The organism is bacterium (assembly GCA_035703895.1).
In the GTDB taxonomy this organism is placed as follows: domain Bacteria; phylum Sysuimicrobiota; class Sysuimicrobiia; order Sysuimicrobiales; family Segetimicrobiaceae; genus Segetimicrobium.
Genome location: DASSXJ010000081.1, coordinates 1 through 23,308, shown reverse-complemented (window position 1 = coordinate 23,308; position 23,308 = coordinate 1). Strand labels below are relative to the sequence as shown.

Genomic DNA, 23,308 nt, shown 5'->3' with positions numbered 1-23,308 from the left:
AGGTTCATCACGCTCAGCGTGACCGCGGCCACCAGGAGCATCACCAGGAGGACGAACATCATGATCGCGCCGCGCTGCCCCCATCCTGCCGCAGCCGCCGGACGCGACGCGGTCCCCCGGGACTTAGAAGTTCTCATTTTGGTCCAGCCAGTTGTTCGCATTCGGCTCCGGATTCCGCAATAGCACGTACCGCTTCAGGGTCTGCGTCTGCACGCCCGACCTTCCCTCCGAGCCCTGCACCGTCAGCGAGACGCTGATGATGCGGATCGTCCGGATCGCCGTGGCGCTGGTCAGGTTCGTCACCGTCGCGCCTGTGGTGTCGAAGTACTGAAACGACAGGCTCAGGATGGTCAGCTTTGGGCTCGAGAGGGGCGTTGAGTTCGTCGCCACAGATGTCGACCCGCCGGTGCACGCCTGATTGTACTCCATGACCACCGTGGCGTTGGTGACGGGATCGGATCCCAGATAGTACCCGATCGTCACATCCGGGTACGGGGGGACGGCGACCGTGTTGAGCATGTCGCCGCTGATGTAGAGGCTCGTGGTGGTGGGGAGGAGGCTCAGGTCCTGGGCCACCACCATGTCCTTGCAGCGCAGCTGGGTCTGACCGCTCGGTTGGAGATTGAGCCCGGCGTTCCGGATCCGTTCCGTCATCCACTCGAGCGTCGACCGAGCGGTTTCCGTGTCGCTCGATCGCACCGACGAGATCATCTTGGCCTGGAGCGCGCTGCCCACCAGGATCGAGATCGCCCCACCGACCACGGCCATAATGGCGATCCCGACGAGGACCTCGAGCACCGTGAGCCCCCGCTCACGCATCGGGCCCCCGGTCGCCGTGCTCGCCGGGGCGGAGAGGGAGAGCACAAGCCCGCTAGGGCGAGGGCTGCGTATAATTGGCGACATAGATGCTGAGCTTGGCGTAGACAGATGACGGTGATTGGTAAAGGGTCACCGCCGCCTGCTTCAGAGACACCCCGGTCACGGAGGTGACCGTGATCACCGCATGGTCGAACCCGGCCGGGATCGTGGGTTCGGAGATGCTGCCGTACGTCGTGTACCCGGTCGTCTGCGTGAGGGTCCGAGACCCTGTCGCGAGGTTCGTGTACCCTTGGACCCGCAGAAAGTCGATCTCGGCCTGTGACCACGCCGCCGCCCCCGCCCGGTTGAGACCGCTGTGGGCCTGCGTCATGCCGAAGAGCAGGCCGCCGAGGACCGTGAGCGCCACGACGCCCAGCAGGGCCGTCGACACGATCGTCTCGATCATCGTGAACCCGCGCGCGCCCCGGCCGCGGGGCCACCGCCGTCTCACTGGTAAGAAACCCTCCCGGTGTTGGCCTTGATCGTGATGACGTGGCTCAGCCCCGTCCGCGCGCTCGTCAGCGTGATCGTCCCGGTGACGAGCGGGACGCCTCGCCGGTCGAAGGAGCAGATGCTCGCCGTGCATGTCGTCGTGATCGACAGATCCAGTGGGAGCGACGCGTACTTGAGCGCGGTAGACCCATTGGCGACGAGATATGACGATGGCGAGAGGGTGACCGTGATCGTCGCGCGCTGGGTGATCGCCGCCTGCCGCCCCGCGGCGATATCGAAAGTCATCGTGCGCGTCCACCCATCGAGGTACTCGCGGGATATGGCCTTCCCGATGCTCGAGACGGCGCCGGTGAGCAGGATCCCGGCGAGCGCCAGCACGATCAGAAATTGGACGACGGAATATCCGCCTTCGCTCCTCGTCATCGCACGTCCCATAGCAAGGCTCCGGGGCGTACCCGTAGGACGTCCCCCCGGGTCAACCTTCCTTAATTACATGCACGGATTTAGGCAGGATAACGACATACGTTTGGCAGGCTCCGCGCTGCGGTGCATGGCCGGACGCGGAGTTCCATCGGAGTTCGCAGGAATGTCCGCGCCGGTGCAAGAACTCCCGTGAGGAATGGTATCGACGGGGATCGGCGAGCGATTGCGGAGCGCCAGGCAGGCGCTCGGCCTGTCGCTCGAAGAAATCGAGAACGTCACCCGGATTCGGCGCTCGTTCCTTGTGGCGCTTGAACAGGAAACCTTCGACGTCCTCCCCGGCCCCGCGTATGTGCGGGGATTTCTGCGGACGTATGCCACGTATCTCGGTATTCCACAAGCGGAGCTCCTCGAGCTGTACCCGGGTCCGAGCGTTGGCACGAAGGCAGGAACGATCTTGCACCGGGAGTCTCCTGTTGAGGTGCGAATCACGCCCGCGATCCGGCTGTCCCCGACGCGGCGGGTGCTTGTCGGCGTGGCCCTGTTGGGAGGGTTGGGCGTCGTGGCCCTCGGTGTCGTCCTCTATGGGCAGATCCGCCAGTTTGCGGAGACTCCTGCGTCTTCTCAGGGACCGTCGAAGCCATCAACCCCGCTCACTTCTAGTGCGCCTAGTGCGCCGAAATCGACGCTGCCGGCACCTCGTGCTTCTCCGGTCGCCCCGCGCGTCGCGCCACCGAAACCGCCTGCTGCCGCGCCTCCGGTTCCGACCCCGAGCGGCGCTCCCGTAATCCCTGTGAAACCTCCCGCGGCTCCCAGCCCTGCTGCGGTGCCGGGAGCGGCTCCCATCCCCCCTAAACCGGGAACGCCCCCGGGGCCCGGCCCGACGGGAGGGACGACCCCTCCAACGCCCGGGAAGGTGCCGGGATCCCCACCGGCCCCGCCGTCCTCACCTACCGCCGGCCCGTTGCACGTTGCCGTCGCGGCGTCGGGGCATTCGTGGGTACGCACGGTCGCCGATGGGACGACCGTGTTTGAGGGGTTCGTGAACGCGGGCGACAAGCAGGTCTGGGAGGCCAAGCGCTCCTTGACAGTGAAAGTGGGGAACGCCGGCGCCGTCGATCTCTCGTTGAACGGCAAGTCCCTCGGGCGGTTGGGAGCGTCGGGACAGGTGTACGAGCACACATTCTCCGCGGGGCCACCGCCGCCGTGACGGAGCCGCTTCCCGGTAGGCCGGCGGAGTTGACCAGGGCCGAGATCATCTCGGTCGGTACCGAGCATCTCCTCGGGCAGATCGTCGATACCAACGCGACCTACCTGTGCACCGTCCTCGCCGACCTGGGCATCGCGGTGTATTTCCGCTCGACCGTTGGCGACAACGTGCGTCGGGTGCAGGACGTGTTCCTCCACGCCCTGACCCGGGCCGATCTCATTCTCTCAACAGGGGGCCTCGGCCCGACCGACGACGACCTGACTGTGGCGGCGGTCGCAGAAGCACTTGGATTGCCGCTTGAGCGGCACGAAGAGGCCTGGGCCCATGTCCAGGAGTTTTTCCGGAAGCGCAACCGGCCGCTCGGCAAGCAGCAGGAGAAACAGGCGATGCTCCCCCGGGGGGCCCGCATGATCCCAAACCCACGAGGCAGCGCGCCGGGGGTGATCATCGAGCAACAGGACAAGACCCTCATTTTCACCCCCGGGGTCCCTCGGGAGATGAAAGGCATGGTCGAGGATACCGTCGCCCCGTACCTGCGCGTCCGTGGGTTGGCCGGCCGTGAGGTGATCCGCTCCCGCGTGATGCGTATCGCCGGCCTCGGGGAGTCTGTGGTTGAGGACCGCCTGCGCGACTTGATGCGGAGCGGCACCAATCCTACGATCGCGCCATACGCACATACGGGTGAGTGTCACGTCCGGCTGACCGCGCGCGGCACGGATGCCGAGGTGGAGCCACTTCTCGAGCGCACCGAGGCTGCGATCCGGGAGCGTCTGGGCCGCGCGGTGTACGCGATCGGCGAAGCGACGCTTGAGGAAGTCGTCGCGCAGGCCCTGACCACGTCCCGGACCTCGATCGCGGTGGCCGAATCGTGTACGGGGGGGCTGCTCGGGCATCGCCTGACCGGTCCCCCCGGAGCGTCCGCCTACCTGGACGGAGGGATGATCACCTACAGCAACGCCGCGAAGCACCGGTGGCTTGGGGTCCCGGAGGCGATCCTGGAGCAGTATGGAGCGGTGAGCGCGGAGACGGCCCGGATGATGGCCGAGGCGGTCCGGACCCAGGCCGGGACGGACCTCGGCGTCGCGACGACCGGGATCGCGGGCCCCACGGGGGCGACGCCCGAGAAGCCCATCGGCCTCGTCTATATCGCGCTCGCGCACGCGAAGGGTACGGACGTGCGTGAGGTGCGGTTTGGGACTGAGCCCGGCCGGGCGGGCGTCAAGTATCTTGCAACGCAGACCGCGCTCGACATGATCCGGCTGCATCTGCTGCGGTGATCCGGGCGGGGAGATGCGCGTCTTCGTCGCGGTGGCGTTGGAGGCAGCCCTCCGCAAGACGGTCGCCGAGTTGCCGCAGCGTTTGAACTCGGCCGCCGCCTTCCGGTGGGTGCCTACAGGGAACCTTCACCTCACCCTGAAGTTCCTTGGTGAGATCGCGGAGGAGCACGTCGACCGGGTGATCGGCGCCGCGCGGGAGGTCGCCGGACGAGCGATGCCATTTCCTATCACCCTCGGCGGCATGGGGGCGTTTCCGTCGCCGAAGAGGCCGCAGGTGGTGTGGGTCGGAGTGGCACAGGGAGTCGATCGGCTCAGCGAGCTGGCCAGCGACCTGGACGTCACGCTCCACCGGGTGGAGTTCCCCAGGGACAGCCGCGCGTTTCGGCCGCACCTCACGATCGCCCGGGCGAAACAGGAAGGGCCTATGCCCGATCTCTCCGGTCCGCTGCGTCGTCTACATGGAATGGTGGTAGGGACTCAAACGGTGGACGCGATCCTTGTGATGGAGAGCACCCTCAACCCGGCCGGCTCGATCTATCGGTCCGTCGAGGAAGTGCGGCTCGGTGAAGCATCGTAATTCACACGGTCGGTTGACAAGCGAACAAGTGTTTGGTATAGTCTGGCACATCAGGACGGTACGGCACATGCGGGTTGGCGTGGCGCTTTGATACAGGGGAGGATTCCACGATGAACGAACGGCAGCGCGCCCTGGACTTGGCTCTCACACAGATCGAACGACAGTTCGGCAAAGGGTCGATCATGAAACTTGGCGAGAATCAGGCTAAGTTGCATGTCGAGGTCATCCCCACAGGGGTGATTGCGCTCGATGCGGCCCTTGGGGTGGGAGGCGTGCCCCGCGGCCGTGTTGTGGAGATCTATGGGCCGGAAGCCTCGGGAAAGACCACGCTTGGATACCATATCATCGCCGAGGCGCAGCGAGAGGGGGGCGTGGCGGCGTTCATCGACGCCGAGCATGCGCTCAACACCGAGTATGCGCGGAACGTCGGCGTCGACATCGACAACCTCCTGATCTCGCAGCCGGACTCAGGCGAGCAAGCGCTGGAGATCGCCGAGATGCTGGTCCGGTCCGGCGCGATCGACGTGATCGTCGTCGACTCGGTGGCCGCGCTGGTGCCCCGCGCCGAACTGGAAGGGGATATGGGGGACGCCCACGTGGGCCTGCAGGCTCGGCTGATGTCACAGGCCTTGCGGAAGCTCGTGGGGGCGATCAGCAAGTCCCGGACCACGGTGATCTTCATCAATCAGATTCGGGAGAAGGTCGGGATCATGTTCGGCAACCCCGAAGTGACCACGGGCGGACGGGCGTTGAAGTTTTATGCCTCGGTCCGGATGGAGATTCGCCGCACCGAAACGCTCAAGTCGGGCGACCAGGCGATCGGGCAGCGAGTCCGGGTCAAGGTCGTCAAGAACAAGCTCGCCGCGCCCTTCCGCGATGCTGAGGCGGACATCATCTTCCCGCGCGGGATCAGCAAGGCGGGAAGCCTCCTCGATCTGGCAACGGTGCATAACCTTGTGACCCGGACGGGCACATGGTTCGCGTACAAAGACATGCGCCTCGGCCAGGGTCGCGACAACGCGCGGGAGTTTCTCGAGAACAACCCCGAGCTGACCCACGAGATCGAGGTGCGGACCCGGGAGAAACTGGGGATCGCGCGGCCCACGCGGCCGGTGGAGACGGAGGCGCATCCGGCTCCCGTCGGCGGGGAGAACGGGCCGCTCCCGCGGGACGCCCGCTCCGGCGCACCGGTGCCGAAGGGGGCACCCGCCCGGACGGCGCGATGAGGGCCGGCGCCACCATCCCGCCCCGCGGATGCCGCTGATCACGGAGATCCGCGCCCCGGGATCGTCACGGTCGAAGACCGGATCGGAGCATCTGCGCGGGGGCGGCGAGTGGCGCCGCGTCGTGCTCGATGACGGCCGCCAGTTGTGGGTCGACGTCGAGCAAGTGGCGCGGCACCGATTGGAGCCGGGCGAACCGGTTGACCCGCGCGTGATCGGGCGCCTCCTGGCGCGCGACGTGTACTTTCGGGCCCGGGAGCGGGCCCTTCGTCTTTTGGCTGCGAGACCCAGGAGCGCGTGGGAGATCCGGGAACGGCTAGCCCGGGACCGCGTGCCGGAGACGACGGTCCGAGCGGTGATCGCCGGCCTCGTGCACGACCAACTCTTGGACGACCTGACATTTGCCCGCGCATGGATCAGCCGCCGGATGGCCGCGCGTCCCTACGGGGCGCGGCGCATCCGTTGGGAGCTTCGACAACGAGGAGTGACTCCGGCCATCATCGATCATGCCCTCAAGGAGTCCGTTCGCGATGACGGCGGCATCTCCCAGACCGAGGAACGATCTGCACTCACGCTCATCCGGGGACGCCTCAGCGGCTACCGCTATCTCACGCCGGCGAGGCGGACACGGCGGATCGCGGCGCTGTTAGAGCGCCGCGGATACGCGGCGGGGACGATCGTGCGGGTCCTCAGGACGCTTGGGAGGGCGGAGGATCTGGAGGAGCTCAATGGCTGATCGCAGGGGAGGTCGGGTACGGCACGATCAGCTCGTGCTGGCCCTCCCCGGGTCGGACGACGGGGGCTCGGGGGCGAATCTCGCCCCGACGCCCACGATCGATGCGGCGCCGTCCATTGCGGACGTCCTGCTCGAGGGGCTGACGGGCGATCAATTGACCGCGGTGACGCACGCAGAAGGGCCGCTGTTGATCGTGGCGGGAGCGGGGACCGGGAAGACGACCGTGATCACGCGCCGGATCGCGCACCTGATCACGACGCGGCGCACCCGACCGGAGCAGATCCTCGCGCTGACCTTCACGGACCGCGCGGCGGCGGAGATGGAGGAACGGGTCGATCGCCTGGTCCCGTACGGATTCACCCAGGCCTGGATCAGCACGTTCCACGCGTTTGGTGACCGGGTCCTGCGCGAGAACGCCGTGCACCTGGGGCTCTCCCCTGATTTTCGCGTCCTGACAAAGGCCGAACAGATCATCTTCCTCCGCGAGCGGCTCTTCGAATTGCCCCTCGATTACTTTCGCCCGTTGGGCGACCCGACCCGCCACCTCGCCGCCCTGGTCGCGCTGTTCAGCCGGGCCAAAGACGAGGACGTGACCCCGGAGGCGTACGCCGCCTACGCGGACCAAGTGGGCGCGGAGACGGCGCCGGGCCTCCCCGCACAGGCTGAGTATGCGCGCCAGCAGCGCGAACTCGCGGCCGCGTATCGTGCGTATCAACAGCTCCTCTCGCGCGAGAGCCGCCTGGACTTCGGGGATCTCATCACCCTGACCCTGAGGCTCTTGCGGGACCACCCCACGGTGCTCGAGCGTTACCGAGAACAGTTCCAATACGTCCTCGTCGACGAGTTTCAGGATACCAACTACGCGCAGTTCGAGCTCGTGAAGTTGCTCGCCGAGGGGCGGCGGTGCCTCACGGTGGTGGCTGATGATGACCAGGCAATCTACCGCTGGCGGGGGGCGTCCTACAGCAACATCACCTATTTCACGGAGACCTACCCTGAGGCGCGGACGGTCGTGCTCACGCACAACTACCGGTCGACGCAGTTCATCTTGGACAGCGCGTACCGGCTGATCCGGCACAACGATCCTGATCGCCTGGAGGTCCGCCACAACATCGACAAACGCCTGCGGGCCTCCGCCGGCGTGGGGGCGGTCCCGCGCCACCTGCACTTTGACACGCTGAGCAGCGAAGCCGACGGCGTGGCCGACCGGATCGCGCAGCGTGGCGCCGAGGGCCAGTGGCGTTACGGCGACGTGGCCATCTTGGTTCGAGCGAACCGCGATGCGGATCCGTTCCTGCGTGCGCTCAACATGCGGGGTATCCCGTTGACGTTCTCCGGAAGCCGCGGCCTGTACGACCGGGAGGAGATCAGGCTCGTCATTGCCGCGCTGCGGTGCCTCGCCAATCCGCATGACAGTCTCTCCCTGTACCTGCTGAGCACGGCGCCGTTCTACGACGTGCCCGCCCAGGATCTCGCATCGTGCATGGCTTACGCGCATCGGAAGAACCGGTCCTTGAGCCATGTCTACCGGCACCTCGCCGCGATCGTGGAGATCGAGGTGTCCCCTGAGGGCCGGGCCGCGATCGGCAAGCTGGTCGAGGATCTCGACGCGATGACGCAGCTGGCCTCGCGGCACGGGACGGGGCGGGTCCTCTACGAGTACCTGGTCACCCGCACCGGATACGTGGGCCGGTTGGCGGCCGGGGGCCGTCCCGAGGACGAGCAAAAGGTCGCGAACATCGCGAAATTCTTCGACCTTGTGGCGCGGTACGGGGAGATCGTCCGCGTGGATCGGGTGCCGGGGTTCGTCCAATACCTGGACCTCCTCATCGACGCAGGGGATGACCCGCCCGCGGCAGAGTTTGAGACCGACGCGGACGCCGTGCATATCCTCACGATCCACAAGGCCAAGGGGTTGGAGTTCCCCGTCGTCTTCATGGTCGGCCTCGTCTCGGACCGATTTCCCTCGAGAGCGCGGGGGGATCCGATCCCGCTTCCAGACGCCCTGATGAAGGATCTTCTCCCCTCTGGAGATTTTCATCTGCAGGAGGAGCGCCGGCTGTTTTATGTGGGGATGACCCGCGCCAAACGCGATCTCTACCTCACCAGCGCACGGGACTACGGCGGCGCGCGGCCGAGAAAGGTGAGCCGGTTCGTGCTCGAGGCGCTCGATCTTCCGCGGGCGGACCCGGAGACGTTCCGGGCGTCTGTCGTGCAGGCGGTGGAACGCCACGCCCCGCCGGTCGATCTGCATCCGCAGATCCTGTTGGTCCCCTCCGGCGACGCGGTCGTGCCGCTGTCCTTCCGGCAGGTGGACGATTACTCGACGTGCCCCCTCAAGTACAAGTACATCCATATTCTGCGCGTGCCGGTGATGCGGGACCACCGGGTCGTCTACGGGGCGGCGCTTCACGAGGCGGTGCAGGAATACAACCGCCGCCGTGCGCGCCGCCAGCCTGTGGCGGCCGAGGATTTGATCGCCCACTTTGAGCGGTCGTGGGTGAACGAGGGGTTCTTGAGCCGCGAGCACGAGGATCAGCGCATGGAGGCCGGTCGCGACGCGCTCCGGCGGTTCTTCGAGTACCAGGAGGCCAGCGGGACCGTGCCGACGTTCGTGGAGCGTGAGTTCCGGTTCCACGTCGGGGCGACGATTCTGAGGGGCCGCTGGGACCGCGTCGATGTCCGGGGGGGAGAGGTCGTGATCATCGACTTCAAGAGCACCGACGTCCGGACCCAGCAGGATGCCGACCGCCGCGCCAAGGACAGCGAGCAGCTGGCGATCTATACGCTGGCGTACAAGGAGGTGTTCGGGCGGCTTCCGGACCGGGTCGAGCTGCATTTCCTCGGCCACCAAGTCCTCGTGGGGCGGGCCCGCAAGACCGATGCCGAGCTGACCCGGACCCGGGAGATGATTCTGCACGCCGCGGAGGGGATCCGCTCGCAGCACTTCATCGCCACGCCCGATCCCTATCGGGCGTGTCCGTACTGCGCCTTCAATCAAATTTGCCCGTACACGGCGACGGCCGAATGAGCGTGCGTCTCCTGCATACCGCAGACGTCCACCTGGGCGCGACGTTTCGGGTGCTGGGTGATCGCGGGCGCGAACAGCGCCGGCAGCTCGAAGCGACATTTGCCCGCGTCGTGACACTCGCGATCGCCGAGCAGGTGGACGTGATGCTGATCGCCGGAGACCTGTTCGACTCGGTGCCCGCGGCGAGGGCGCATCTTGGGTTTGCCGCGCAGGAGCTCCGGCGCCTCGGAGACGCTCGGATCTCCGCCTGCGCGATTGCGGGGAATCACGATCCGCTCGCGGACGGGAGCGCGGGGGTGTGGCGCGACTTGGCCGCCGCTGCGCCCTCCGTCACGGTCTTCGGCCCCGCCCTCGAGGCCCGCGTGTTCCCCGACCTCGACCTCACGGTCGTCGGCCGCTCATGTCTGCGGCACCTCTCGGCGGAGAGTCCCCTCGATGGGCTCCCGGTGGCGCGGTCCACGCGATTTGTCGTCGCGCTCGCGCATGGCAGCGTGCAGCGGCCCGACGTGCCGGTACAGTTCGGCCAGATCACCCGCGAGGAGATTCAACGGAGCGCGGTGGATTACGTGGCCCTCGGCGACTGGCATTCCGCCCGCGACGTCAGCTGCGGAGGCGTGTCGGCGTGGTACAGCGGCGCCCCCGAGATGATCGATCTCGATGAACCGGACTCCGGGAACGTCTGTCTGGTGACGCTGGACGCTCCCGGGAAGGTCGATGTCGCACGGACACGCATCGGTCGCCGATTCGGACGGCGTCTCGATCGCGACATCGCGACCCTGGGGGGTCCCGAGGGGGTTGCCCGGATGATCCGCGCTGAGGCGGATCCAGATCTCGCCCTGACCGTGGTGCTCACGGGACTCTCGTCCCTCGCCGATCGCGTGAGCGCCGAACGGTTACGGGAAGACCTCGCCGGCGAGTTCTTCCGCCTCGAGATCCGAGACGAGTCGCACCTGCGGCCGGATGTGATCGATCCCGCGCAGTTTCCCGAAAATACCGTGCTCGGCCGGTTCGTTCGGTTGATGCAGGAGGAGATCGCGGGGCGAGAGGGGGAGGCGCGGGGGATCGCCGAGGACGCGTTGCATTGGGGCGTGGCCCTGCTCCAAGGCAAGGAGCTGCTGTCGTGATCATCCGCCGGATTCGGATTCGCCGATTCAAAAAGCTGCTGGATCAGATGCTGGAATGCGGCCCCGGCCTGAACGTGATTCACGGCCGGAACGACGCGGGCAAATCTACGCTTCACCTGGCGTTTTCGGCCGTCCTGTACCCGGTCAGACCCTCCGACGCCAAAACCTACGGGACCTGGGGGGAGGGGGATCCGGGCGAGATTACGGTGGAGTTCGATGCCGGGGACCGCCCCTACCGGCTCCGCAAGGACCTCGGAGGCCGGAAGGTCGTGCTCGAGACCGTGGAGGGGGCGATCGAAGATCCCAAGCACGTCGAGCAGCGGATCGGCGAACTCCTCGGCGTCACCAGCCTCAGCCTCTTCCGCGCCACGGTGCATATCAGCCAGTGGGACCTCGCCGGGGTCCAAAAGGAGCAACAGGAGATCGGGACGCGCCTGGCCCGGATCGTGACCGGTGGCGACGCCGACGCGGCGCGCGTCCTCAACGCGTTGGACGAGCGGATTCGCCGGATGGAAGTGGGGCTCCAGCGGCCGGCGAAGGCTCCCGGCCCGCTCAAGGCCGACCAAGACCGTCTCGCGCTGTTGTCCGCCGAACAGCACCGGCTGTCGCGTGAAGTGGAGGCGATCGAACGCGCGGCCGCTGAGCGCGATCGCTTGGTGGTCCAGATCGCCGGGTTGGAGCAGCAGGTTCGCGACGACGAGGAACTCTTGAAGGCGAACCGGCGGCTGCTGGAGCTCGAGACCCAATGGAAACAGACGAGCGCCCGGGCCAAGGAGTTGGAATCGCTCCGCGACCGCGTCGAGCGGGCGGTGCGCGAGGTCGAAGCCGCCGACGGGGACGAGGCGTTGAGCCTCTCGCCCATCGATCCGAAGACGCTGCGCCGGCTCCGGGACGCCGAGACCCGCGTCCGGCTTCTCGAACCCCCCCCCGGCGGGCCGGGACCGGATCTTTGGTTGGGGGGGGTCGGTCCGGCGGCCTCGGGTTCGGCCCTGGGTCGTCTGCTCGCATTTGGCCCCGGTGGGCTGGGAGTCCTCGCCTTGTCCATTGGAGTGGCCGGCGCGGCGCTCCTCGGCGCCGGCAGGACCTTATGGGGCATCGTCCTCCTGGGCGGCGCGCTCGCCCTCGGAGGAGCGGTCATGGCCGCGCGAGGCCGGCAGGCCGGGCGGGCGGCCCACGAGGCGATTGTGCACGCGGAACGTCAGGCGCGGATCCGCCAGGCCGAGGAGCATCGCGCCGCCGCGGAGGCCGCCGCCGAGGAGGTACGGCGACAGCTCGAAGCGTTGGGGGTCCCTTCGATAGAAGCGGCCGTCGACCTGTCGGACCGTCGGGAACGCGCCCACCTCCGGCGTGCGGTCGCGCGCAATCTCCTTTCCGTATTGCTCGGCGGACGGATCCGCGAGGAGATCGCAGAGGAGCACGAAGGGATCTTGCTGGATCTCGGCATGATCCGGGCCCAGCGCGAGGAGCCCGATCTCGTGCTCCGGCAACTTCAGCCGGCGGGCTTCCAACGACTTCAGGCCGAGGCCGCGGCTCGGAAGGCCCGGCTCACAGACGCGATCGGCGCCTTGCACAGGCTCGAGGGCCGGCTCAGCGGGCGATCGCCGCACGAGGATCTCGCCCGCGCCGAGGAGGAGATCACCGAGACCCGCGCGCGGTTGGCCTGGCACCAGCGATTCGGCGACGTCCTCAAATTGACGCGAGCCGTGCTGTTTGAGGCGCACCGGGGCACCATCGTTCCGGGGAAGGCCTTGTTGGAGGACCAGGCAGGCCGCTACCTGCGAGAACTATCGGGAGGTGTGTACGAGCGGGTCGCCGTGGACGAGCATACCCTCGCGCCTCGCGTCTGGATCGGGCCGCCCAAGGAGTGGGCTGAAGTGGCGTCCCGGGAGATCGGGAGTGGGGCGGTGGATCAGTGTTATTTGGCGCTCCGGCTGGCCCTGGTCGATGTGCTGTGCACCAACCACCGCCCTCCGCTGTTCCTTGACGATCCATTCCTGGCGTATGACGAGCACCGCGAGCGTGCGGCCATGGGGTTCCTCCGCCAGTGGGCCAGGGGCCGGCAGGTCTTCCTGCTGACCTGTCGGGGCCAGTATCACCAGTATGCCGACCGGTTGATCATCCTCGGGGAGGTTCCCGCCCCGGCCCCTCTGTCATCGCCCCCCTTGTCCTCGGCTCCCGCGATCCCTGGGGGGTGAGCCGGGCGCGCGGGGCCGTTACCTGGCGGGTTCGCTGGCGAGGATCTTGAGGTCGGTGGTGAGATCTTTGGGGTCGAAGTTCCCGGGGAGGAACACTCGGAGGTTGCCACTCGGGTCGATGACGTACACGACAGATGTGTGGTCCACCAGGTCGACCGTTTTTGGAGGCGTGTCCTTCGCGTTAGAACTGACATAATAGTAGCTCCACACACGCTTGAGCTCAGCATACGACCCGGTGAGGTACGAGAGCTCCCCGGTCACATGGTGGGTGGTGAGGAAGGTCCGGACCGCCTCCGGGGTGTCGCCTTTGGGATCCACACTCACGGCCAGGAGCGCGACCCGATTCGCCGTCGCCCCGAGCTGCCGGTAGGTCTCGTGAAGTTTCTCCGCGGTGAGCGGGCAGACGTCGGGACAGTGCGTGTACAAGAACGTCAGGACGACCGCCTTGCCTCGTAAGGCACTCAACCGGACGATCTTGTTGTCGGAATCGTGGAGGCTGAAGTCGTAGGTAGGCGCGGGGGGGGTGACGACGGCCCCCTGGAGCGCGGGGTTCCCGACCCTTGCCCAGACGACGGCGGCGACCCCGGCCGCGGCCAGCAGGATACCGGCGACGATCCAGACCCACCGGGGCTGCAGCCGGCTGAGGACTCGGTTTTTCATGGACGGCATCATCGGGTCAGGTCCCGACATCGTCCCAAAGTATAGCACGACCAATGTCACGACGACGTCTGCAGCCCCGTTCGGGCTGCCTTGACCCACGTCTGCTATCACGATAGAATGAACTGAAGGCCACGGAATGACCAATCTCGGCCGAGAACGGCCGGGACGAAGGGGGTAAGCAGGCCGAGGCAGATCACACCTGAATACGGAGGGGGTGACAACCACGAACGCCGTTACATTCATTATCGCGGGCGTTGTCGGGTTGGCGGCTTTCCTCCTTGGATACCTTCTGCGTAAGTTCGCCGGCGAGGCGAAGATAGGAACGGCCGAGGTCGCTGCACAGCGCATCCTCGAAGACGCCAGAAGCATGGCGGATAGGGAGGCGGACAGCAAGAAGCGGGAAGCGCTCCTGGAAGCCAAAGATGAGGCGTTTCGACTCAAACGGGACGCCGAACGGGAGATTCGGGAGCAGCGAGCAGAGGTGCAGCGCCTCGAGCGGCGGTTGATTCAGCGCGAGGAGACCTTGGACCGGAAGCTTGAGGCCGTCGACAAGCGAGACGAGGGCCTCGCGCAGCGAGAGCAGGAGGTCACCAAGGCACGGGAAGAGCTTCAGGAACTCGGGCAGCGCCATCGCACAGAACTAGAGCGGATCGCCGGCCTTACAGCCGAGCAGGCCCGTCAGGAACTGCTTCAGAAGGTCGAGTCCGAGGTTCGACACGACGCGGCGCAGACCGCCAAGAAGATCGAGACCGAGGCTCGGGAAATCGCCGACCGGAAAGCCCGGGAGATTATCGCCCTGGCCATCCAGCGGTGCGCGGCAGATCATACGGCAGAAGTCACGGTGTCGGTGATCCCCCTGCCGAACGACGAGATGAAGGGGCGGATCATCGGCCGGGAAGGTCGCAATATTCGGGCGCTGGAGAGCCTGACCGGCGTCGATTTGATCATTGACGACACCCCTGAATCGGTGACGCTCTCCTCATTCGATCCTATTCGCCGGGAAGTCGCCAAGATGGCCCTCGAGAAACTGCTGGCGGACGGCCGGATTCACCCGGCTCGGATCGAGGAAATGGTGGAGAAGGCGCAGGGGGAGATCGACACCCGCATCAGGGAAGCCGGCGAGCGCGCCGCGTTTGAGGCCGGGGTCCATGGGCTCCATCCCGAGGAGCTCAAACTTCTCGGCCGGCTCAACTTCCGGTTCAGCTACGGGCAGAACCTCCTGCAGCACTCGATCGAGGTCGCGTTGCTGGCGGGGTTGATGGCGTCCCAGCTGGGCGCCGATCCGGAACTGGCTCGTCGCGCCGCGATCCTCCACGACATCGGCAAGGCGCTCACGCACGAGGCGGAGGGCACCCACAGCGATCTGGGGATGGACATCGCCCGCCGGTATCACGAGCCTCCCGAGGTCCTCAACGCGATCGCCTACCACCACGGGGATGCCGAGGCGACGTGCCTCGAGGCGATCCTGGTGGCGGCGGCGGATGCGATCTCCGCGTCGCGGCCGGGGGCCCGGAAGGAAACCGTTGAACTCTATATGAAGCGCCTCGAGAACCTTGAGCGGATCGCGACGTCGTTCGCCGGGGTGGACAAGGCGTATGCGATTCAAGCGGGCCGTGAGATCCGGGTCCTGGTAAAGCCCCAGGAGATCGACGACCAGAACGCCATGACGATGGCCCGGGAGATGGCCAAGAAGATCGAAGAAGAACTCCAGTATCCGGGGCAGATCAAGGTGACCGTCCTGCGGGAGACGCGCGCCATCGATTACGCCAAGTAACGCAGGCGCTACCAACGACACGCCGATGGGCGGGGGGGATGGGTCGGTCGACCCGTCCCCCTCGCCCTGATCAAGGAGCGCGGACCTCGTGAACATTCTCTTCGTGGGAGACATTGTCGGGAAGCCGGGCCGGCGGATTCTGGCGCAGGTGCTCCCCGATCTGCGGCGGGAATCGTCCGTGGACCTGGTGATCGCCAACGGAGAAAACTCCGCGGGCGGGTTCGGGATCACCCGCGAGACGTTCGAAGAGATCGTGGCCTGCGGGGTCGACGTCGTGACGGGTGGGAATCATACCTGGCAGGCCCGCGAAGTGGTGGGCCTGCTGGACAGCGAGCTGCAGTTGCTCCGCCCGGCGAACTATCCCGCGGGGACGCCGGGCCGAGGCAGCGGGGTGTTCCGCCCCTCCAAGGGACGGGGCGGCCCGGCGGTGGCGGTCCTCAACCTGCAGGGGCGGGTGTTCATGGAACCCCTCGACTCGCCGTTTCGGATTGGGTGGGAACAGGTCGAGGTCCTCCGGCGCGAGACGCCGGTGATCGTGATCGATATGCACGCCGAGGCGACCTCCGAAAAAGCGGCGTTGGCCTGGTATCTGGACGGCCGCGTCTCCGCAGTCCTGGGCACGCATACCCACGTGCAGACCGCGGATGAGCGGATCCTGCCGAGCGGGACCGCGTTCATCACGGACGCGGGCATGACCGGCCCACGCGATTCGATCATCGGCATGGGCCGCGAGGAAGTCCTCCAGCGGTTTCTCACGCTGCTGCCGACCCGGTTCGATGTCGCCAAGGGTCCGGCGCAACTGAACGCGGTGCTCCTTGAGATCGACGGGGAGACCGGCCGCACCCGAGCGATCGAACGGATCAACCGGTTCGGCGCGTAGAACGTCCGCCTGTCGTTGGCCGGGAGAAGGATTCCCCAGGACCCCCGCGAAGACAATAGCCCCCCAGCCGCACCCGGGCCGGGAATGTCGCCGCTGCGGTAGGAGGTCGCTCCAATGGACGTGCTCAAGGTCGCTGCCAAATCGAACCCGACGGCTGTTGCTGGTGCGCTGGCCGGTGTCGTTCGGGAAAAAGGAACTGCAGAACTGCAGGCGATCGGTGCGGCGGCGATCAATCAGGCCGTGAAAGCGATCGCGATCGCGCGCGGTTATGTCGCCCCGAGTGGACTCGATCTGGTGTGCGTGCCGGCGTTCGCGGACGTGCAGATCGACGGCGAGGATCGCACCGCGATCAAGCTGATCGTATCCCCGCGGTAGGCGCCTCGTATCGTTCGGGTCGACCTCCACACCCACAGCACCGCGTCAGACGGCCTGCTGTCCCCGCGGCGCCTCGTCGAGGCGGCGCGGGGACAGCGTGTCACCACCCTCGCGCTGACCGACCATGACACGACCGGCGGTCTCGCGGAGGCCTTGGAGGCCGGAGGGGCCTGTGGGATCGACGTGATCCCGGGGGTGGAGATCAACACCGACGTTGGTGAGCACGAGGTCCATATCCTCGGATACTGGGTCGATTATGCTCGGGCCTCGTTGCAGGTGTTCCTCCGGTGCATGCGCGACGGCCGGCTCCGTCGAGCGGAAGAGATGGTGCAAAAGCTCCGCGCGTTCGGCGCGCCGATTGAGTGGTCCAGGGTCTGCGAGATCGCCGCCGGTGCCTCGATCGGCCGCCCCCATGTCGCGCGCGCGCTCGTCGAGGCGGGCCGGGTTGGATCGACGCGCGAGGCGTTCGAGCGCCTGATCGGCCGGCACGGCCCGGCCTACGTGCCCCGGCCCAAGCTGGCGCCCGAAGAGGCCGTCGGGGTGATCGCAGAGCACGATGGTGTCCCGGTCCTGGCGCATCCGGGGTGGGCCGCGAGCGGCCCCGTGATCCAGCAGCTCCCACAGCTGATCGCGAACGGCCTCGCGGGGATCGAGGTCTATTATCCCGACCACTCTCCGGAGATGGTCGCGGAGTACCGCGATCTCGCGGAGCAGCACGGCCTTGTCGTGACCGGCGGAACGGATTACCATGGCGGAGGGCTGGCCACCCGCGTTCCTCTCGGCAGCGTCCCGATGCCTCCGGACGTGGTCCCCACCCTCCGGGCGCGCTGGGAGGCCCTGCGCAGCTCCCGCGCGTCGCGCCCGGCGGCTGACTCACGAGAGATGAGGCGGGATACGTGACGGGTCCAGAATCGTTATCCCCACAGCGGGGCAGGTCGCAGATGGAGGCGAGCGATGCAATGTCCGAAGTGCGGGACTGAGAATCCCGCGGGCAAGATCATCTGTCGATCCTGCGGCGCGCGGCTCCGCCCGACCCCGGCGGGCGCCGCTGCCTTGGGCCGGGGACAATTCGAGAGCGATGAGGAGCTCGGCCGCCGCCTGAGCTACGATCTGCTCCGCATCGTCTGGGTCGTCGCCGTGGTGATCGTCGTCGGCCTGGGGCTCGGGTTCCTCCTCAAGTAGGCCGGGCCGACAGAGGCCATGGAGGCGATCCCGCTCCGGCGGCTTCCTTCGGTGGAGCGCCTTCTCCAGGGGCTTGACGCCGGAGGGGCGCTCGCCGGATATCCGCGGAGTCTCATCGTTGCATGCACGCGCGAAGCCGTGGCGGCCGCCCGGGCCGCGATCCGCGAAGGCCGGGCGGGGGCTTCTGAAGTCACCGTCGAGCAGCTGATCGACGAGGTGCGGGCTCTGCTCGTCCGGCGGACCGCCTCGACTCTTGGCGGCGCGGTCAACGCCACCGGCATCATCATCCACACCAACCTGGGCCGCGCACCCCTGTGCGCGGAGGCCCGTGAGGCGATGGCGATCGCATCCGGGTACGCGGTGCTCGAAGTGGATCCGGCCACGGGGGACCGCGGCTCGCGCCAGCGGCACGCAGACGTCTTGTTGCGCGAGCTCACGGGGGCCGAGGCCGCGTACGTCGTGAACAATAATGCGGCGGCCGTGCTGCTGTCGCTCGCTGCTCTGGCCCGCGGACGCGAGGTCATCGTGTCTCGCGGGGAGCTCGTCGAGATCGGCGGGAGCTTTCGGATCCCCGAGATCATGACGGCGAGCGGGTGCCGCTTGGTCGAAGTCGGGACGACGAACAAGACCTACCTGCGCGACTACGAAGCCGCGGTGACTCCCGAGACGGCGCTCCTCGTCAAAGTGCACCGCAGCAATTTCGCGATGCGCGGGTTCACCCACGAAGTCCCCGTACGGGAGCTCGCCGCGTTGGGCGGCCGTGCCGGCGTGCCTGTCCTCTTCGACATGGGGAGCGGTGCGCTGGTGGATCTGACCGCCCGCGGGATGCCCTCGGAACCGACGGCACAGGACGCCATTGCATCCGGGGCCGACGTGGTGACCTTCAGCGGAGATAAACTGCTCGGCGGTCCGCAGGCAGGGCTCATCATCGGCCGTGACGCTCCCCTCCGGCGCATCCGGTCGCACCCCATCGCCCGCGCCGTCCGCATCGATAAACTCGATCTCGCGGCGCTCGAGGCGACCCTGCGCCTCTACCGGGATCCGGATCGAGCGTGGGAATCGATCCCGGTGCTGCGGATGTTGGGCGCAGATCTCGGGGCGCTCGAGCGGTCGGCCCGGGATCTCGGAGGGCGGCTCCGGGCCATCCTCGGGGAGGCGGCCGTGGTGGAGGTGCGGCAGACGATCGCGGAAGCCGGTGGAGGGGCACTCCCGGGCGTCGAACTACGGTCTTGGGGGGTGGCGATTCACCCGCGTAGCGCTTCCCCCGAGGCCTGGGAGTGGGCGCTGCGGCAGCACCGGCCGCCGGTGTTTTGCCGGATCGCCGAGGACCGGGTGGTCGTTGATCTCCGGACCCTGTCGGACGCCGATCTGCCGGTTCTGGAGGCCGCGATTGCGGCCGCGGGCGACGTCCTTCGAAGCAGGACCGACTCTCCGCACCGGTAGGGGCCGCAGGGCCGGATCAACGATGAGTCCCCCGCGTCGTTCTCCCCAATCCGCACATGACCCCGCTGCGGCATCTCCCGGAGCGCGCGCGTCCGCGCCGGCTTCCCCGAGACATGCCGTCGTGGGTACCGCCGGCCACATCGATCACGGGAAGAGCGCGCTGGTCAAGGCCCTCACCGGCATCGATCCCGACCGGCTCGAGGAAGAGAAGCGGCGCGGCATGACGATCGACCTGGGGTTTGCGCACTTCGACCTGCCGGGCGGGCGCCGGGTCGGGATCGTCGATGTCCCCGGCCACGAGCGGTTGATCCGGAACATGCTGGCCGGCGCGACGGGGATCGATCTCGTCCTGCTCGTGATCGCCGCAGACGAGGGAGTGATGCCGCAGACCCGCGAGCACCTCGATATCCTCCGGTTCCTCGACGTGGACCGCGGGATCGTCGTCCTCAACAAAGTCGATCTGGTGAGCGATCCCGAGTGGTTGCCCCTGGTGACAGAAGACATCCGGGCGCTCATTGCCGGTACCTTCCTGGAAGGAGCGCCTGTAGTCCCCGTCTCCGCGCGCACCGGCGCGGGGCTGCCCCGCCTCGTGGCGGCAATCGAGAAGGCGCTCGCCGAGCTGCCCGCGCGGCAGGTCGACGCGCCGACTCGGATCCCCGTCGATCGGAGCTTCACCATGGCTGGGTTTGGAACGGTGGTGACGGGAACGCTGTGGACCGGGCGGGTGCGCACCGGCGATGCGCTCGAACTGCTCCCGGCCGGGCGGGAGCTCCGTGTCCGTCACGTGCAGAGCCACGGCGCGGAGGTCACCGAAGCGGTCGCGGGTCAGCGGGTCGCGTTGAACATCGTGGGGGCGACCAAGGACGAAATCGCGCGGGGGGATGTCTTGGTCTCTCCCCGCAGCCTCGCGCCGACGATGCTGTTCGATGCGCGGATCCGGCTGCTTGCGGGCGCGCCCCCGGTGGGCCATCACGAACGCGTCCGCGTCTACGTGGGGGCCGATGAGGTGATCGGGCGCCTCCGGCTACTCGATCGCAGCAAACTCGGCCCCGGAGACACTGCAGTGGCGCAGGTGCGGCTCGAGCGGCCGGCCGTTGTGGCCCGCGGCGACCCGTTTGTCTTGCGGCGATACTCCCCGATGGTCACGGTCGGCGGCGGCGAAGTGATCACCGCACACGCCGCGGTGCGCCGACGCGGTGCGGCGGCGGCGGCGGCGGTGGTCGCCGACGAGGCGTCGGAGTTTGAGGATCAGCTCAAGGCGGCGCTTGTCTCAGCCGGTCGCGCCGGTACCACGGTGGAGGCGATCGCGCGGCATGTCGGCGCCGGCGGGGACCATGTGGTGGCGCAGGTGCACGCCTGGGTGGCCGCCGGCCAGGCGATCGACCTGCGCGGCCGGGTCTTCTCCCGTGATGTCTCGCGGGCGGTCGAAGAAGACATCCTCCGCGCGCTGGCCGTCTACCATGGGGCGACTCCCTGGAGGCGCGGGATGCCCCGTGACGAGCTGAAGGCCCGGGCCTTCGGCTCGGGCGACGACCGGCTCTATGGGCACGCCCTCGACACGCTCGCGGTCGCCGGCCGGATCGTGATTCAGGACTGGTTCGTGCGGCTGGTCGATTTCTCCCCAGGCCGCTCGCCCACAGAAGAGGCGGCGCGCGGGCAGATCGAGGAGGCATTCCGCCGCGGACGGTACGCCCCCCCCGCCAGGGACGAGATCCTGGCGAGCGTCCGCGACCACGCCGTCGCGGTACGGATGCTCCAGGCCCTCCTCGATGATGGGGCTCTCGTCAACGTCGGCGGGGAGATCCTCTTTCACGGGGAGACCCTTCTGGAAATCAAGGCGCAGGTCGCGGCCCATATCGCCGCGCACGGGGAGATCACGGTTGCGGTCCTGCGGGATCGGTTGAAAACCAGCCGCAAGTATGCCTTGACCGTCCTGGAATACTTCGACACCATCCGCGTGACCCGCCGGGTTGGCGACACGCGCGTGCTGGTCCGCCCCGCGAATTCGAGCCCTACCCATCGCCCCCCCTCATAGGGTGGGAGGGGCATCACCGGTCTCCACGGGCGCGGTATGAGGTAGATCCTTCGCCGGACGCGGGTCCACCGGCGGGACGGGCTTCGGCGTGGCCTCGCGTCGCAGCGTCCTTGAGACAGTAGACTGAGACGATCTCGCCCCCGAATTGTGCCTCGATTTTGCGTATTCGTCTCGCATTCAGGGCAGCGATAGTGCTTCGGCCATCGTCCAATTGGACGTGGCGGGGATACCCCAAAGGACGATGTCGGACTCGCCCAGGTTGTGTCAAGGTGAGGTTGCCAGATCGAGATCGAGAGAAAAAAAGATCGAGAGATAAAAGGAGAAACGAATCATGCGGTACGTTGTGACAGCGCTGTTTGCTCTGGCGGTCAGCATCACGGCGGGCGCTCCGGCCGCCCATGCCCAGATGGTCGATCCCAAGATCGACACGGTCAGGCCGTTCACGGCGGAGGCAAATTTCATGTCGCTGCCCGGGTACCTTCGTTATCTGGTCCACCAGCAGACCGGTCAGTGGCTCACGTACGGCGAGGCTGCGCGGACGGTGAGACAGCAAACGGGTCAATAATGCGTATCTCGGCAGGTCCTATGGCCCCAGGGTCTCCAGTCCTAGGCTTGCGACGAAACTATGACCGGCATCCATCGGTCGCGTCGATCGCGCTGGCGGCCGATGGATGCTCCGGCGACGTACGCTGAAGGAGCGGGAGCCAATGGCCAACGAGCCAGCGGACGCTGGCGATTTCGAACAAATCGTTGACCGCCACACCGGAGCGCTGCGCCGACGCGCGGTCTGGCTCGCCGGCCGAACCGAGTCTGCCGAGGACTTGGTGCAGGAGACGTACCTCCGGGCGTGGCGCTCGTTCGCCACATTCATGCCGGGCAGCAACTCCAAAGCGTGGCTCTTTCGGATTTTGCAGAACACGTATGCTGACCTCGGGCGCGCCGCATCCCGCGCGGTACGGACGACGGGTGCGCCGGACGCGGCCGAGCAGTTCTCGGTGGCAGCGGAGACGCCGGAAACGCTGATCGATGCGCGGCTCATTGCGGCGCCGCTCCAACGGGCGCTGGCAGCGGTACCGGACCGGTTTCGACCCTGCGTGATCCTCGTGGATCTTCGCGGCTGGTCGTACGTCGAGGTGGCGCGAAGGCTGGGAATTCCGAAGGGGACCGTGATGAGCCGTCTCCACCGAGCGCGGGCCGCTATGCGCCGAGCGTTGACTGCAGTGCCGTCGCGAGGCAACGAGGCGGCCTAGACCTTCCGTTGCCTCACGGTCCCAGATGTCGTCCCGGCTTTCGGGAATAGAGATCTGGCTCTCGCGTGTTGAAAGTAGATAGGAGGCGACGTTCATGATGCAGATCAAGAAACTCTCGGTCGTGCTGTTGGGTGTTGGCGTGTTGGCGGTCGCCCTTGCAGGCATCGTCGGGCCGGCTCACGCGGCGCCTGATGCGGGATCGATGGTGATTGAACAGCAGCCACCGGTTTCAGGATCCGGGCCGTCGAGTCCGACGTACCAGATTGTGACGCCGACGCCTGGGACGGGATCGATCGTGGTTGAGCAACCGGGACCGGCATCGGGATCCGGTCCCTCGATTCCGACGTATCAGGTCGTGGTCCCCGGACCAAATCCCTCGCAAAACACGGGTGTTGGGTTGGGGCAGCAGTTGAGCACACCCGGGAGCACGGTGACCGTCTTCCCCACACCGGCGCATTAGTCTGGTACGGAGCGAGCGCAAGAGGCGCCGGGCATGCCGTCGCTCGGCGCCTCTTGAGTTGATCCGCCTTTTTAGCTATCTTCTTAGTCCATTCGGGCCCATCGAAGGAGGTTGGGTGGGCGGGTCCGCATTGGCCAACAGTTGC

General features: G+C 67.2%; 22 protein-coding genes. 18 read left to right on the top strand and 4 right to left on the bottom strand.

What is annotated here, in order from left to right; translation table 11 throughout:
• Positions 1-123: 123 nt before the first annotated feature.
• From VFP86_05845 to VFP86_05835, 3 genes are read right to left on the bottom strand one after another with little or no spacing between them, the layout of a single operon-like run.
• Complete coding sequence (locus VFP86_05845; GenBank protein ID HET8999150.1) at positions 124-819, bottom strand: hypothetical protein; 696 nt, start codon at positions 817-819, stop codon at positions 124-126.
• Between the two features lie 52 nt (positions 820-871).
• Positions 872-1,309: a type II secretion system protein gene (locus tag VFP86_05840; GenBank protein HET8999149.1), complete on the bottom strand. Its 438-nt coding sequence runs from the start codon at positions 1,307-1,309 to the stop codon at positions 872-874.
• The gene (locus VFP86_05835; protein HET8999148.1) at positions 1,306-1,734 is read right to left on the bottom strand and encodes a hypothetical protein; all 429 of its coding nucleotides are present in this window, start codon (positions 1,732-1,734) and stop codon (positions 1,306-1,308) included. The genes VFP86_05840 and VFP86_05835 overlap by 4 nt, the downstream gene beginning before the upstream one ends.
• A 223-nt stretch (positions 1,735-1,957) precedes the next feature.
• On the opposite strand from VFP86_05835, the gene VFP86_05830 reads away from it, so the two are divergent.
• The 8 genes from VFP86_05830 to VFP86_05795 all read left to right on the top strand — a co-directional run bounded on the left by VFP86_05830 (position 1,958) and on the right by VFP86_05795 (position 13,104).
• Complete coding sequence (locus VFP86_05830) at positions 1,958-2,941, top strand: RodZ domain-containing protein (protein HET8999147.1); 984 nt, start codon at positions 1,958-1,960, stop codon at positions 2,939-2,941.
• A 29-nt stretch (positions 2,942-2,970) separates the two neighbouring features.
• The gene (locus tag VFP86_05825; protein ID HET8999146.1) at positions 2,971-4,218 is read left to right on the top strand and encodes a competence/damage-inducible protein A; all 1,248 of its coding nucleotides are present in this window, start codon (positions 2,971-2,973) and stop codon (positions 4,216-4,218) included.
• Between the two features lie 13 nt (positions 4,219-4,231).
• The gene (gene thpR / locus VFP86_05820) at positions 4,232-4,795 is read left to right on the top strand and encodes an RNA 2',3'-cyclic phosphodiesterase (protein HET8999145.1); all 564 of its coding nucleotides are present in this window, start codon (positions 4,232-4,234) and stop codon (positions 4,793-4,795) included.
• 110 nt (positions 4,796-4,905) lie between these two features.
• Positions 4,906-6,021 (top strand): recombinase RecA, encoded by a 1,116-nt coding sequence (gene recA, locus VFP86_05815; protein ID HET8999144.1) that lies wholly within the window; start codon positions 4,906-4,908, stop codon positions 6,019-6,021.
• Between the two features lie 28 nt (positions 6,022-6,049).
• Positions 6,050-6,754, top strand: a complete 705-nt coding sequence (locus VFP86_05810) for a regulatory protein RecX (GenBank protein HET8999143.1) — start codon at positions 6,050-6,052, stop codon at positions 6,752-6,754.
• On the top strand, positions 6,747-9,785 hold the full coding sequence (locus VFP86_05805) for a UvrD-helicase domain-containing protein (GenBank protein HET8999142.1): 3,039 nt from the start codon (positions 6,747-6,749) through the stop codon (positions 9,783-9,785). The genes VFP86_05810 and VFP86_05805 overlap by 8 nt, the downstream gene beginning before the upstream one ends.
• Complete coding sequence (locus VFP86_05800) at positions 9,782-10,909, top strand: metallophosphoesterase (GenBank protein HET8999141.1); 1,128 nt, start codon at positions 9,782-9,784, stop codon at positions 10,907-10,909. Before VFP86_05805 ends, VFP86_05800 begins: the two co-directional genes overlap by 4 nt.
• Positions 10,906-13,104, top strand: coding sequence for an AAA family ATPase (locus VFP86_05795; GenBank protein ID HET8999140.1), 2,199 nt, complete (start codon positions 10,906-10,908; stop codon positions 13,102-13,104). Before VFP86_05800 ends, VFP86_05795 begins: the two co-directional genes overlap by 4 nt.
• 18 nt (positions 13,105-13,122) lie before the next feature.
• On the opposite strand, the gene VFP86_05790 is transcribed toward VFP86_05795, so the two are convergent.
• A complete protein-coding gene (locus VFP86_05790) occupies positions 13,123-13,764 on the bottom strand; it encodes an SCO family protein (GenBank protein HET8999139.1) in 642 nt (213 codons plus the stop codon).
• 214 nt (positions 13,765-13,978) lie between these two features.
• Between VFP86_05790 and rny the strand changes: the two genes are divergently transcribed.
• From rny to VFP86_05740, 10 genes are all read left to right on the top strand, one after another.
• Positions 13,979-15,538, top strand: a complete 1,560-nt coding sequence (gene rny, locus VFP86_05785; GenBank protein ID HET8999138.1) for a ribonuclease Y — start codon at positions 13,979-13,981, stop codon at positions 15,536-15,538.
• Positions 15,539-15,626: 88 nt separating this feature from the next.
• Positions 15,627-16,418, top strand: coding sequence for a TIGR00282 family metallophosphoesterase (locus VFP86_05780; protein HET8999137.1), 792 nt, complete (start codon positions 15,627-15,629; stop codon positions 16,416-16,418).
• A 114-nt stretch (positions 16,419-16,532) separates the two neighbouring features.
• Positions 16,533-16,793 carry a stage V sporulation protein S gene (locus tag VFP86_05775; GenBank protein HET8999136.1) on the top strand — a complete coding sequence of 87 codons (261 nt, stop codon included), beginning with the start codon at positions 16,533-16,535 and terminating at the stop codon, positions 16,791-16,793.
• Positions 16,794-16,802: 9 nt separating this feature from the next.
• A complete protein-coding gene (locus VFP86_05770) occupies positions 16,803-17,693 on the top strand; it encodes a PHP domain-containing protein (GenBank protein HET8999135.1) in 891 nt (296 codons plus the stop codon).
• A 54-nt stretch (positions 17,694-17,747) separates the two neighbouring features.
• A complete protein-coding gene (locus VFP86_05765) occupies positions 17,748-17,975 on the top strand; it encodes a zinc ribbon domain-containing protein (protein HET8999134.1) in 228 nt (75 codons plus the stop codon).
• 18 nt (positions 17,976-17,993) lie between these two features.
• Complete coding sequence (selA, locus tag VFP86_05760) at positions 17,994-19,418, top strand: L-seryl-tRNA(Sec) selenium transferase (protein HET8999133.1); 1,425 nt, start codon at positions 17,994-17,996, stop codon at positions 19,416-19,418.
• A 121-nt stretch (positions 19,419-19,539) separates the two neighbouring features.
• Positions 19,540-21,453 carry a selenocysteine-specific translation elongation factor gene (gene selB, locus VFP86_05755; GenBank protein HET8999132.1) on the top strand — a complete coding sequence of 638 codons (1,914 nt, stop codon included), beginning with the start codon at positions 19,540-19,542 and terminating at the stop codon, positions 21,451-21,453.
• Between the two features lie 331 nt (positions 21,454-21,784).
• Positions 21,785-22,018: a hypothetical protein gene (locus tag VFP86_05750; GenBank protein HET8999131.1), complete on the top strand. Its 234-nt coding sequence runs from the start codon at positions 21,785-21,787 to the stop codon at positions 22,016-22,018.
• 142 nt (positions 22,019-22,160) lie between these two features.
• Positions 22,161-22,703: an RNA polymerase sigma factor gene (locus VFP86_05745; protein HET8999130.1), complete on the top strand. Its 543-nt coding sequence runs from the start codon at positions 22,161-22,163 to the stop codon at positions 22,701-22,703.
• 94 nt (positions 22,704-22,797) lie between these two features.
• The gene (locus tag VFP86_05740; GenBank protein ID HET8999129.1) at positions 22,798-23,163 is read left to right on the top strand and encodes a hypothetical protein; all 366 of its coding nucleotides are present in this window, start codon (positions 22,798-22,800) and stop codon (positions 23,161-23,163) included.
• The last annotated feature ends 145 nt before the right edge of the window (positions 23,164-23,308 follow it).